At 41.6% G+C, this 12,962-nt stretch carries 10 protein-coding genes; all 10 read left to right on the top strand.

Going from position 1 to position 12,962, the window contains the following annotated elements; all coding sequences use genetic code 11:
• Positions 1–3 precede the first annotated feature (3 nt).
• Entirely contained in the window at positions 4–471 is a 468-nt protein-coding gene (locus tag J3U36_RS10800) for a PTS sugar transporter subunit IIB (RefSeq protein ID WP_267380015.1), read from the top strand.
• Positions 472–488: 17 nt separating this feature from the next.
• Positions 489–1,325 (top strand): PTS mannose/fructose/sorbose/N-acetylgalactosamine transporter subunit IIC, encoded by an 837-nt coding sequence (locus tag J3U36_RS10795; RefSeq protein WP_267350010.1) that lies wholly within the window; start codon positions 489–491, stop codon positions 1,323–1,325.
• Positions 1,306–2,127, top strand: coding sequence for a PTS system mannose/fructose/sorbose family transporter subunit IID (locus J3U36_RS10790; protein ID WP_267380018.1), 822 nt, complete (start codon positions 1,306–1,308; stop codon positions 2,125–2,127). Before J3U36_RS10795 ends, J3U36_RS10790 begins: the two co-directional genes overlap by 20 nt.
• A gap of 13 nt (positions 2,128–2,140) precedes the next feature.
• On the top strand, positions 2,141–3,226 hold the full coding sequence (locus tag J3U36_RS10785; RefSeq protein WP_267380021.1) for an SIS domain-containing protein: 1,086 nt from the start codon (positions 2,141–2,143) through the stop codon (positions 3,224–3,226).
• Positions 3,223–4,221 (top strand): SIS domain-containing protein, encoded by a 999-nt coding sequence (locus J3U36_RS10780; RefSeq protein WP_267380024.1) that lies wholly within the window; start codon positions 3,223–3,225, stop codon positions 4,219–4,221. The genes J3U36_RS10785 and J3U36_RS10780 overlap by 4 nt, the downstream gene beginning before the upstream one ends.
• A gap of 12 nt (positions 4,222–4,233) precedes the next feature.
• Positions 4,234–4,668, top strand: a complete 435-nt coding sequence (locus J3U36_RS10775; protein ID WP_267380026.1) for a PTS sugar transporter subunit IIA — start codon at positions 4,234–4,236, stop codon at positions 4,666–4,668.
• Between the two features lie 468 nt (positions 4,669–5,136).
• Positions 5,137–5,766, top strand: coding sequence for a POTRA domain-containing protein (locus J3U36_RS10770; protein ID WP_267380029.1), 630 nt, complete (start codon positions 5,137–5,139; stop codon positions 5,764–5,766).
• Positions 5,747–6,271 (top strand): ShlB/FhaC/HecB family hemolysin secretion/activation protein, encoded by a 525-nt coding sequence (locus J3U36_RS10765; RefSeq protein ID WP_267380030.1) that lies wholly within the window; start codon positions 5,747–5,749, stop codon positions 6,269–6,271. Before J3U36_RS10770 ends, J3U36_RS10765 begins: the two co-directional genes overlap by 20 nt.
• On the top strand, positions 6,222–6,737 hold the full coding sequence (locus tag J3U36_RS10760) for a ShlB/FhaC/HecB family hemolysin secretion/activation protein (protein ID WP_267380031.1): 516 nt from the start codon (positions 6,222–6,224) through the stop codon (positions 6,735–6,737). The genes J3U36_RS10765 and J3U36_RS10760 overlap by 50 nt, the downstream gene beginning before the upstream one ends.
• 221 nt (positions 6,738–6,958) lie before the next feature.
• On the top strand, positions 6,959–12,962 hold a 6,004-nt coding region (locus tag J3U36_RS10755; RefSeq protein WP_267385908.1), incomplete at its 3' end, for a hemagglutinin repeat-containing protein.

Genomic DNA, 12,962 nt, shown 5'->3' with positions numbered 1-12,962 from the left:
TCAATGATTAAATTATTACGTGTAGATCACCGTTTATTACATGGCCAGGTAGTTGTTTCATGGTTCGAAAATGTTGGTGCAAATACTATTTTAGTGGCTAATGATGTCGTGGCTAATGACGAATTACGTAAATCTGCTATTCGTTTAGCTAAACCAGAAAACGCAAAATTAGTGATGAAGTCAATTGATGACAGTATTGAGGCGATCAATTCAGGCGTAACAGATAAATATCAAATGTTAATTGTCGTTGAATCCGTTGCAGATGCTGAAAAACTCATTCGAGCCACGCACGGAAAAGTCTGTAGCCTAAATTTAGGTGGTACAAAACCTCGAGAAGGGACAAAAAATTACTCTAAAACAATTAATTTAACTGATACTGAGGCGGATTTATTAACAGGATTACAACAAGACGGCATTGAGATCTATATTCAACAAGTCCCAAGCGAATCAAAGCAAAAATTTGAAAAATAGTTAAGAGGGACAAAAATATGAGTATCGAATTAACAGCTGTTGTTCTAGCTTTGATTGCGATGTTAGCCAATGGTGAATACTTATTAGGTTCATCAATGTTATCCAGACCACTTGTTACTTGTACTTTAGCTGGTTTAGTCATGGGCGACATCACACAAGGTATTGTTATTGGTGCTACATTAGAACTCGCATTTGTAGGTTCGTTTTCTATTGGCGCTTCTATTCCACCCGAAATTATATCAGGCAGTATATTGGGTACCGCTTTCGCCATTGGGGCTGGTAAAAGCACCGAAATTGCTTTGGCGTTAGGTATTCCTATTGCGTCATTAGTTTTATTGGTTAAAAACTTATGTTTTCTTTTTATTCTTCCTTATTTTGTTCATAAAGCAGATAAATACGCCAGTGAAGGCAATGGTAAAGGTATGGATCGAATGAATTTATTAGGTGGATTCTTTTCAATCAATCTGCCAATCGGTTTAGTCGTAGGACTTTCTTATCTATTTGGCAGTTCTGCGGTGAATGGTCTATTGGAAATGATACCTAAATTTATTATTGATGGATTAGGTATTGCAACTGGCTTACTACCGGCATTTGGATTTGCGATGTTAATGAAAATCATGATTAAAAAGAGCAATGTAACATTCTTTATTTTTGGTTTTGCACTTGCCGTTTATATGAAAGTACCCGTCACCGGTGTGGCTATCTTTGGGGGATGTCTTGCGCTCATTTTGACGGGGTATTCGGCATTTAATGGCAAAAAGATGATAACAGAAGAAAGCGGGCAAAAACTCAGCACCAATACAGGCAATACGGTAGCTGCACAGGAGATAGATTATGAAAATGAAGAGTTCTAAACTAATAACCAATAAGGAGTTATCCAGAACGTTTTGGCGTTCATTTACCGCTGAATGGTCATGGAATTATGAACGACAAATGAACTTAGGCTATTCCTATGCGATGCGACCAGCTTTAGATAAGATTTACAGTCATAATAAAATCGAACTCACTGATGCCTATCAACGACATTTAGAATTTTATAACGTCACACCATGGTTAATCACCTTTCCACTAGGTATTTGTATTGCCATGGAAGAACAAAATGCCACCGATAATGATTTTGATAAAAGTGCCATCAACGATGTCAAAATTGCACTAATGGGACCTTTAAGTGGTCTGGGGGATTCGTTCTTTTGGGGAACATTACGCGTTATTGCAACAGGTATTGGTACCTCTTTAGCACTGGAAGGTAATATTCTAGGTCCACTTCTTTTTTTACTTATCTTTAACGTACCTGCCATTTTAGCCCGTTATTTTGGTTTACTTATAGGCTATAACATTGGCGCATCTTTTATTGAAAAGGTTCAAAAGACAGGTTTAATGGATAAGTTATCCTATGGAGCATCAGTGTTAGGGCTATGTGTGGTTGGCGCCATGGTTGCTACTATGGTGACATTAAATATGCCGTTAAAAATTGGGTCTGGCGATGATTCAGCCTCACTACAAGATATCTTCAATGGAATTGTACCGCAAATTTTGCCTTTGATGTTTACGCTATTCATCTTCATGTTAGTCAAAAAAGGGATTAAAGCGCATTGGATACTTCTACTTATTGCCACAATCGGGATTTTAGGGGCATGGAGTGGATTATTGGGATAATTAGGAAATAAAAATGAAAAGTATCGCAGACTATGTCGCCTTAGAGCCAGAATTTTATCAAAGAATATTAGATAATTATCAATCGTTATTTGCTGATCAGATTGATTTAAATACTGAAAAGTCACTTCAATCGATTGTTATTTTTGCTACAGGATCGAGTGCCAACGCCGCTTATGGTGCCAGACCATTGATGAGTAAAATATTAAAAATCCCTGTTTATATTGAAGATCCTTCAATGGCAGCAAACTACTTACACTATAATGACGCTAATACGCTCTATTTTGCCATATCACAAGGTGGGGAAAGCTATTCCACCATTCATTTGGTTGAACAATTTATTAAAGAAAATCTAGCTATTTATACCCTCACTAGTAATTCTAACAGTCCGATATATAACATCAGCAATCATGTTTTATCAATGGGGATGCCTGTTGAAGAAATGCCCTATGTCAGTGCTGGCTATAGTGTCATTATTCTTGATTTAATGTTGATAGCGTTAATTATTGGTCAAAAAACAGGGTATTTGGATAAGCAACAATTTGAAAGTTATCTTAAACAAATACAGGATATTACGACATCATTGCCACAAGTTATCCTACAATCACAATCATGGGTAAATCATCATCTCAGACAATTTAATCACGCTAAACGAGTGATTTTTATTGGCTATGGGGCAACTTATGGTGTCGCCCGTGAAGGAGAAACTAAATTCACCGAAACGGTTCGTAACACGGCGTTCGGAAAAGAGTTGGAAGAGTACATGCATGGCCCTTATCTTGGCTTACATCCTGATGATTACATCATATTTATTGAACCAAAAGGATTATTAGAAGCAAGAGCTGTAGCATTAAAAACCTTTTTGAATCACTATGTAAAACAGGTAATAACTCTGTATGCACAGCACTCGCATTCTATTACTGAGCACGATCTAAACTTTGATATCCATTGTGATGAATTATTAACATCATTATTTATGACTATTCCTATTCATCTACTCAGTTACCAACTATCCCAGTTAAAGGGTCATAATCTAGAAAAATCAACATATCCAGAATTTGATGAAATCACTAAATCCAAAATTAAGAGGGTCACCGTATGAGAAAATTTGACGAACAAAAAGAACTTAACAGTATGAATGGCGCATTAAAATTACGTCCGTTTATTAATCAGTTTATTGATCAGATTCATGAACGAGGTTATCGTAATATCTGTTGGTTAGGCATTGGTGGCACTTATGCTTCATCAATGCAAGCCGTCGTTCATATGAAAGAAAAATCTGCACTAGAAACTTTTGTGCAACATGCTGCGGAATATTTGGTAACTGGCAATAAGCGAATAACCAAAGATTCTTTAATAATCATCTCCTCAGTGACTGGCTCAACACAAGAAGTCGTTGAGGCTATCGATAAAATTCAAAAAGAAGTCGGCTCAACGGTATTAGCCTTTTTAGATAATGCTGATTCACCATTAGGTAAAATGGTAGATCACGTTATTTCTTATCCGATGAATGAACAGTTAAAATTCTTTATGACCGCAGACAGACTAATGTATTTAGCCGGTGAATTTCCAGACTATGATGAATTTTATCAACAAATTGATCAACATTTTGCCAAAAATATTGTTGCTGTTGCCAAAAAAGCCGATGCCTTTGGGCAAGAAGTTGCGCAAAAACATCACGATGATGCCATGCATTACTTTGTTGGAGCAGGTAATCAATGGGGAGCAACCTATTCACATGCTATGTGTTATTGGGAAGAACAGCATTGGTTACGTTCAAAATCAATCGAATCTGCTGAATTTTTTCATGGAACATTAGAAATTATAGACAGGGATACGGCTGTTACTGTTTACGTTGGTGAAGATAGTCAGCGCTCACTTAGTGAAAGAGTAGCTAAATTTTTACCGCAAATCTGCGCCAATTACACCATAATCGATACTAAAGATTATGAATTGCCGGGTATTTCGGAAAAATATCGGGGGCACTTATCTCCATTTGTTTTTCGTGCTATTAATAACCGAATTGATGCTTATGTCGAACACCTCAATCGTCATCCAATGTCAATCCGTCGTTATTATCGTTGCTTAGATTACTAAAAGGAGTCGTGCATGATTGCAGTATTAGTAAGTACTCACGGCACAACGGCTAACAGTTTAATTGAAACGGCTGAAATGATATGCGGTAAGCAAACTCAATGTGAAGCCGTTTCCTTTTTAATGGGACAATCGCTAGATGATTTTCAACAGCAAATTGAACAAAAGTTAGCAATGTTAACTAAATCGGGATCAGCTATTTTATGCTTAGTCGATTTAAAAGGCGGTACGCCTTTTAATACTCTTGTTAAACTGATCCCAAATTACCCGACGATGGAAATTATCACTGGCGTTAATATTCCAATGCTATTAACCACATTTATGCTCAGATCGGATATAAATAATTTGAATGAGTTAATACCAGAAACGATTGAGGTAGCTATGAATGGTATTGAACGCTATAACATTACCTCATTAACCAACAACACGTATCAAAATGAGGAGTTTTAAAGATTTTTTGATTCTCTTTAATTTTTTGAATTAGGCAGATTTTTTATATCAATAAAAAATTTGCCTTTTACCATTGAAAAAAATATATAATTTATAGCTACTTTTGATTATAAAAATAAGGTATAATCAAATTACTTATTTATGCCCTCCTTTACTCTGTATTTCATCCTCTTCACTAACTGATAGTAATTCAACTAAGAATGGATGATAAACTATTTCAGTTTATTATTTATAAAATAATTGTAGACAAACCAAACGATTTTACAGTACCATAATCATTCGTTAAGAAATTGTAACAATTGTTAATATAATATAAGTATTGTGATGAATTAGTTATTAAAGGTTTATTTACCCGTCTCAGTTTTACTCTGTTCTGTCTCACCGTTTCTGTTTGCTGCTGAGCCGCCTGAAGGGTTAAAGATCCTCAGTGATAATCAGCTTATTCGTCAGCAAGAGCATGATAAAGCCTTGCAGGAAACATTAACGCCTGCCTCGCCAGATATTCGCTTATTACCACCGATTGATAGCTTAGGGGAAATGCAATTCCCGCAGGAGCCTTTATGCTTCAATATTCAAAAAGTTAATTTGGTTGAACGTGATAAGTTAGCCTGGTTTGTTCCCTTAAAAAAATTAGCACAGCAAGCCGAGCAGCGCTGTTTAGGGGCGGAAGGGATTAACCTGTTAATGAGTGCGATTCAAGATCGCTTAATCAGTTATGGTTATATCACAACCCGGGTGGTTGCTCCCGAACAAGACCTGAACGAGGGTGAACTGAAATTATTGTTAGTCGAAGGGAAAATTCGTGACGTGCATTATGCCCCTGAGAGTGATAAATATGCACAGTTATACACCGCTATGCCCGCACATGCCGGACAATCGCTGAATTTACGTGATATTGAACAGGGACTTGAAAATCTGCAACGTTTGCCAACCGTCAGCGCACAGATGGAGTTGGTGCCGGGCGATAAACTGGGTGAAAGTGATATTGTTATCAGCCGAAAACAGTCTAAGATGTGGCGTTTAGGTTTATCAGTCGATGATTCAGGGACTAAAAGCACCGGGCGAGACCAGGGGGGGCGTGACTTTATATTTAGATAATTTATTATCGTTAAGTGATGCTTTTTATGTCACCGGTGGTCGGGATTTAAGTGGCAAAAGTAAATATGGCTCACGGAATTTTCTGTTTTCTTACTCCGTCCCGTTTGGCTACTGGTTATTCAGCGCCTCGTTATCGGGGAATAAGTACCATCAAACCGTCGCCGGACAACTCGTCGATTACAAATACAGTGGTCGCAGCCGTAATGCCAATTTCCAGTTAAGTCGGGTCATTCATCGAAATGAATCGCAAAAAACCACCCTTAATTATGGCATCACATTAAAGCAATCGCATAACTATATTGATGATAATGAAATTGAAATCCAGCGCCGAAAAACGACTTACTGGCAGCTGGGAGTGCAACATCGTCATTATGTCAATGATATGGTTTTTGATGCCGGCGTCTCTTTCCAAAAAGGGGTACGATGGTTTAATGCCCAAAAGGCACCGGAAGAGTATGACCTGGAGGCCAATATCACCCCCATTAGCGGAAATTATTTCCGTTAATTTCTCCTCCAACATTCCTTTTATACTGGGCTCACAACAGTTCCGTTATCGTCTGGATTATCAGGGACAATATACGCGCAAAGGGAATTTAACTTCACCTGACCAGTTTTCGATTGGCGGACGCTGGAGTGTACGTGGCTTTGATGGCGAGTTGACGCTAAAAGCTGACCGCGGTTGGTATGTCCGTAATGAGTTGTCATGGCAGGCACCGTTAAATCATGAGCCGTATTTAGGGTTTGATACCGGCGAAGTATCCGGGGCAAAAAGTGAATATCTGTTAGGTCGGCATTTAACCGGCAGTGTGGTGGGGGTGCGTGGCAGTAACTTTGGCATGTACTATGACCTGTTTGCCGGCATGCCTGTTCGTAAGCCAAAAGGATTTAAAACTAATCCAATGACATTAGGTTTTTCACTTAACTGGAGATTTTTAATCTTATTGCCTGACGTTGCAAATTTAGAGGATTAGTCCCGAACAACGTCAGCCAATAGCTCACTCAAGAAAACAATGAAAACAATCAGTAAAAGAGAAGCAAGCTGAAACACACTTACCTTAAAAATAAGTGTCATAGCAGACGAAAAAATCAGCAAACATATTAATAAAAAACAATATATTAATAAGCAAAAATAACATCATAAAACAATAATAAACAAAACAATTACAGTATAAGGTTATATAAGGGTATTAGCATGAATAAGGATTTATATCGGGTTATCTTTAATAAAAAACGTGGCATGCAGATGGTGGTGGCTGACATAGCAAAAACCCATACCGGTCACGAAAAATCAACATCAGGTTTAGGTCAGACTTCATCTAAATCCGTGTTGGCAACATTAAAACTGGTTACCTTGTTGATGTCGATATCATTCGGATTTGTCACCCTCTCTTTACCGGCTCATGGCAGCCAAATTATTGCCGACCTGCAGGCAAAGAAAACGCAGCAGGCGCAGGTTATTCAGGCGGCGAATGGGGTCACGCAGGTCAATATTCAGACGCCAAACAAAAAAGGGCTTTCTCATAATAAATACAAGCAGTTTGATGTTTCACAGCGTGGGGTGATTTTAAATAACAGCGGCAAAATCACTCAAACTCAGATTGGCGGTTATGTACAGGGTAATGAGTACTTAAAAACAGGCTCAGCAAAAATCATCTTAAACGAAGTCAACTCCCGTAACCCGAGCCAGTTAAATGGTGTCATTGAGGTTGCCGGTCAAAAAGCGCAGGTCATTATCGCCAATCCGTCCGGGATTAGCTGTCACGGATGTGGTTTTATTAACGCAGACCGAAGCACGCTCACCACAGGTAAACCGATAATAGACAACGGAGAGTTAACCGGTTATCAGGTTGAGCAGGGGCATATTTCGGTAGCCGGTAAAGGGCTCGACAGCACCGGACAAAGTTACACGGATTTAATTGCCCGTTCGGTGTCAATAAATTCAGCGGTATGGGCCAATGATTTAAATGTGGTGACCGGTCGTAATAAAGTCAGCCGCAATGCACAGACTATCACGCCGTTAGCGGAGGATAACAGTCCAAAACCGGAAGTGGCACTGGATGTGTCAGCACTGGGCGGGATGTATGCCGGTAAAATCCAGATGGTGGGCACCGAGAAAGGGGTTGGGGTTCGTAATGCCGGTGAATTAGGGAGCAGTAAAGGTCATTTTAGCCTGACAACGGAAGGTAAAATCGTCAATACCGGTACATGGGTCAGTCAGGGCAATATGACGGTTAAGGCAAAAGGCCGCATTACCAACGCCGGGTCAATCGGCAGTCAAGCCGGTCTTCAGGTCAGTACCACCGGTCAGGTAAGCAATAGCGGTAAGATACTGAGCAAGGAAAACTTAACGCTCAAAGCGACAGATAACATCCGTAATGCCGGGGTGATTAACAGTCAGACCAACTTACAGATTAACACCGGTGGAGACCTGAATAACTCAGGCAATATTCAGGCACATGGTGATATCGCACTTGGCAGTGATAAAACGTTTAAACAGGAAGGTCGCATACTTTCCAAAAAGAATATTGTTGTGACGGCTAATGACATTGTCCAAACCGAATCCGGGTTAATGGCCAGTGGCGTGACCGCTGATGGTGAAGTGCCACAGGGTGGCGATTTAACCTTAAGGGCTGCGCAGCACATGCATTTACACGGTGCGGTGCAGGCGACGAAAAACGCGATCATCAGCGCGAAAGCCATTGACGGACAAGGGCTTAAGCTAAGCAGTGATACCTTAACATTAAATGCCGGTGCGGGCGCTGTCAATCTTGATAATGCCGCTGTGTATGTTGACGGTCAGGCAACGATACATGGCATTGACGGCGTGTCGGCAAAACACGCCACACTCAGTGCCGATGCGCTGACTCTCCACGGGGCAACGATAGATAACCGGGAAGGAACCTTATTTGGTAAAACCGCACTTAATCTCACCACGCAACATCTTGATAATCAGCAAGGGAAGGTATTAAGTCAGGGGCAGTTAACAATAGCCGGGTCTGCTCAGGCGTATCTGAATAACCTCAATAATCAGGACGGGACAATATCGTCGCTTTCGACGTTAAAAATAGGCAGCCACACATTAGCCGGTAATCGCAACGGTCGTATAGAAAGCGGTCAGGATATGTTCCTGACGGTGATATCTGACTGGATTAATCAACAAACCATTCTGGCCAATGGTCAGCTAACCCTGAATGCCAGTGGTCGCATTGACAATCAGTCACAAATTAAATCCGGGGGGCAATTAACCCTGACCGCCCGTGAACTTTATAATCAACAGGATGGCGATATTGCCGGGGGCAGTACCCGGATTTCAACTACCCAATTAACTAATTATGGTGTGATTGATGGCGGGCTGACTGATATTCAGACCGATACGCTCAATAATCTCGACAGCGGTCGTATTTATGGGGATGCAGTGATGATTAATACCGGCAAGCTGACTAACCTGAAGTCTGCTGCCGGCTCGGTGGCGCCGGTGATTGGTGCCCGTGACCGGTTACTTATCGGTGCCCGGGAGCTGCTGAATAAAGACCATGCATTATTATTAAGTCAGGGGGAGATGTTTATTGGCGGGCAGGCCAGCACGCAAGGGGTGACCGGTCGCAGTCAGCAGGTCAGTAACCACAGTGCCACAATAGAGGCCGGTGGCTCCCTCTATTTAGCGGCGGATAAGTTAGATAACCGGGACTTATATGTCAAAATCAGCAGCCCGGTTGAGGTTGACCGCAAAAGTTATCATGACTATGAATGGTGCTCGGGTGACAAAGATAAATACAGTTGCTTTGGTGGAAATCAAAAACGTTACCGTATCAGTGACAATCGTGAAGGTAAATTTCGCTATATTATTGATGAAAATGGCAAAAAGACCGGAGAGGGGCATCTTAAATTTGACAAAGGTAATCACGTCAGGTTTTATGTCAAGGGACTGAGGCACAGTAAACATTTTATAGAGTATTTCTATGACCGGGTTATTTATGAAAGCCAGCTGCTCAATCAGGACCCGGCCAAAATACAGGCCGGTAAAAATCTGATTATTCAGGGCGATGTGGTGACCAATCAGGACAGTCAACTGCTTTCAGGTCAGACCATGCAAATTAATGCAAGGCAGTTTGATAATCTGGAAACCAAAGGTGAACGCTGGATTAAAGAGGTCGATTCAAAAGGTCATGAAAATCGCGGAAGGATTTCTCATTACAAAAAAGAAAAGGACGATCACAACTGGAAAACCAAACAAAAGTACGGCGCTTATCAGGGGGTTAATACCACCGAAGCGATGTCACTGGGCACGTTAACGGTGGCGGAAAACACCCAGCTCTCCCCGGTATCCACCATTGCGGATAAAGAAGCAGTAACGGTATTACCACCGGAATTTGTTCAGTGCCCAACGGTGGTGCCGATTAAATTGCCGGATAATACCATTTTTCAAATCAGACCGGAAAAAGAGAGTCTATATTTAGTTGAAACTGACCCTCGCTTTACTAACCGTAAAAAATGGATAAGTAGCTTAGATTTTATTGATTCTGACAGTTTACAAAAACGGTTAGGTGATGGTTACTATGAACAGAAATTGATTCAGGACCAGCTGATTGCACTGACCGGTAAAAGTTACCTGTCCGGTTATAACAACAGTGATGACCAGTACCGGGATTTACTCTTAGCCGGTCAGTTATATAGTAAACAATATCAGCTGCAACCGGGGGTTGCCTTAAGCGAAGAGCAGATGGCGGCATTAACCACGGATATGGTGTGGATGGTCAATCAGGCTATCACGTTACCGGATGGTCGGGTGGAAGTGGTCAGCGTGCCTAAATTATATCTGGTGGGCAAGCATACCGGCGTAAACCTGCAGGGGAATATTGTGCATGCCGGTCAGGTGAATATTCAGACACAAGAGGATATCAATAATCAGGGCGTGATTAGCGGGGATAAGATAGCGGCGAGTGGTCATAATATCATTAACCGGGGAACGATTGCCGGCGACAGTGTCTGGTTAGAGGCTAAACAGGATATTATTAACCAAAGTGGTTTACTGCAGGCAAAAACAGAGCTTGATGCCTATGCCGGTCGGGACATTATTTTAACAACGGAACAACATCAGTCCGGCAAAGAGCGCTGGTTAGATAACACGGCAACCGTGTATGTATCTGACAAAGAAGGGATATTACGGTTAACCGGTCAGCGCAATATTAACATTAATGCGGCGGATATTATCAGTAACGGTAAGGAGACTACGCTGATTGCGGGGAACTATATATCCCTGGGTACCCAAACCATCAGTCATGCCACCGATTATACGCTTGACAGTAAAAATTATGACCGTCGAGAGTCGACGCAGGAGGTGGGCTCATCTATCAGTACGGCCGGTAATTTAACCCTGAAAGCCGGGCATGATGTGAAGGTAAAAGCCAGCGATATCAACAGCGACGGGAACATAGTTGCGCAAGCCGGAAAAGATATTCTTATTACCGCCGGGCAGGCGACGTATGACCATGAAGCACGCGCCAAATCGAGCACGAAATCAACCTTTTCGAAAAGCAAATATTCACACTATGGTGAAGAGCATAATAAAACGGCCATTGGTAGTAGTCTGAGCGGTGAGAGTGTGACACTCAATGCCGGTCATGATTTAACGGTGAGCGGTAGTCAGGTTGTCGGGACAGATGATGTGAATTTGCAGGCGGGGAATAATGTTAATATCGATGCTGCAGAAGAGTCTTACTATAAATACCAACAGACCATCAATAAAAAATCAGGCTTAATGAGCAGTGGTGGACTGGGTGTCACGATTGGTAAAACGAAAGAAGATTTAAAACAAACCGATACGGAAAAAGCTTATGTTGGCAGTGTGGTAGGCAGTACTCAAGGTAATGTCAACATTCAGGCGGGCAAGGATATCAAGGTACGTGGAAGTGACATTATTGCGCAGCAGGATGTTAATTTAAAAGCGGAAAATGTTGAAATCGCATCACTTGATGCGAAAACGACCTATAAAGAAGAGTACAGTTATGAAAAATCCGGATTAACGGTTGCGTTAACGGGGACGGTGGCTAATATTTATGAAGCAGCGCAAGCTCTTGAGCGGGCGAAACATAAAGACAACGATAAGATAATGGCGTTGCAATCGATAAAGTCAGGTTTAACTATTACAGAAGAGATACAAAATTTACAGCTGAAGAACGATAAAGGTCAAAGTCAAGCCTCGATTGGCGTCAGTGCCATGGTGGGAACGCAACGGACTGAGCGTGTAGTCAATCAGGAACAACATAATGTGATTAGCAGCGGCGTGTCAGCGGGTAAAAATATCAATATTATTGCCACGGGTGATGCGAATAAAAACGGGGGTGATATCACGTTAAAAGGCAGTGATATCAAAGCCGGCAATGATATTAACCTGACGGCAAATCGTGATTTGAATGTGATTGGTGCGGTAAATACGCAGCACAGTGACCGGGATGAAAAAAGTTATGGTGCGGCGGTAGGTATTCAATTCCAGGTAGGCGGAGATGAAAGTGGTCTGCGGTTTAAAGCGAACGGTAATTTTAGTCGGGAGCGGGAAGTTGCTGATGGCAGTGCATGGACGGAAAGCGTTATTGATGCCAAGAACAAACTGAATATCAAAACGGGCAATGATGTCAATGTGGTGGGTGGTCAGTTGAAAGGCGATACGGTGAAAATGGATGTCGGGAATAACCTGAATATTCAGTCACTGCAAGATACGGATGATTACGACTACGAGAAAATCAGTGCCTCGGTCAGTGGCACGGCAGGCACAGGATTTAGTGCCAATGGTTCGATATCAGCAACGAATATAGACAGTAAATGGGCAAGTGTGACAGACCAGTCGGGGATATTTGCCGGAAAAGGCGGTTATGATATTTATGTGGGTAATAATACTGACTTAAAAGGTGCGGTGATAGCGTCGGAAGCGGAAGATAAAAGTAAGAACAAACTTGATACCGGCACCATCAGCTTCAGTGATATAAAAAACAAGGCAGACTTTAAAGTGACGCATGTTTCGGTGAGTGGGGGAACCGGAGGTCCGGGTGTCCCGACGGCTTATCAAAACAGTGATAGTGACTCAAGCACGACAAAATCGGCGGTAGAAAAAGGCGAGTTAATCATCCGCAATAAAGAGCAGCAAAAACAGGATATCAATGAATTAAGTCGGGATACGGAGAGTGCGAATAATCCGCTGA

It is taken from the genome of Gilliamella sp. B3817 (assembly GCF_026536705.1).
In the GTDB taxonomy this organism is placed as follows: domain Bacteria; phylum Pseudomonadota; class Gammaproteobacteria; order Enterobacterales; family Orbaceae; genus Gilliamella; species Gilliamella apicola_I.
The sequence above is the reverse complement of the archived record's forward strand: the minus strand, read 5'-3'. Positions and strand labels throughout refer to the sequence as shown.

What these genes read in the sequence shown, in the direction of transcription:
- J3U36_RS10790 (WP_267380018.1), top strand. Translation starts at nt 1,306, where the DNA reads ATGAAAATGAAGAGTTCTAAACTAATAACCAATAAGGAGTTATCCAGA.
- J3U36_RS10775 (WP_267380026.1), top strand. Translation starts at nt 4,234, where the DNA reads ATGATTGCAGTATTAGTAAGTACTCACGGCACAACGGCTAACAGTTTA.
- J3U36_RS10795 (WP_267350010.1), top strand. Translation starts at nt 489, where the DNA reads ATGAGTATCGAATTAACAGCTGTTGTTCTAGCTTTGATTGCGATGTTA.
- J3U36_RS10800 (WP_267380015.1), top strand. Translation starts at nt 4, where the DNA reads ATGATTAAATTATTACGTGTAGATCACCGTTTATTACATGGCCAGGTA.
- J3U36_RS10760 (WP_267380031.1), top strand. Translation starts at nt 6,222, where the DNA reads ATGACCTGGAGGCCAATATCACCCCCATTAGCGGAAATTATTTCCGTT.
- J3U36_RS10780 (WP_267380024.1), top strand. Translation starts at nt 3,223, where the DNA reads ATGAGAAAATTTGACGAACAAAAAGAACTTAACAGTATGAATGGCGCA.
- J3U36_RS10785 (WP_267380021.1), top strand. Translation starts at nt 2,141, where the DNA reads ATGAAAAGTATCGCAGACTATGTCGCCTTAGAGCCAGAATTTTATCAA.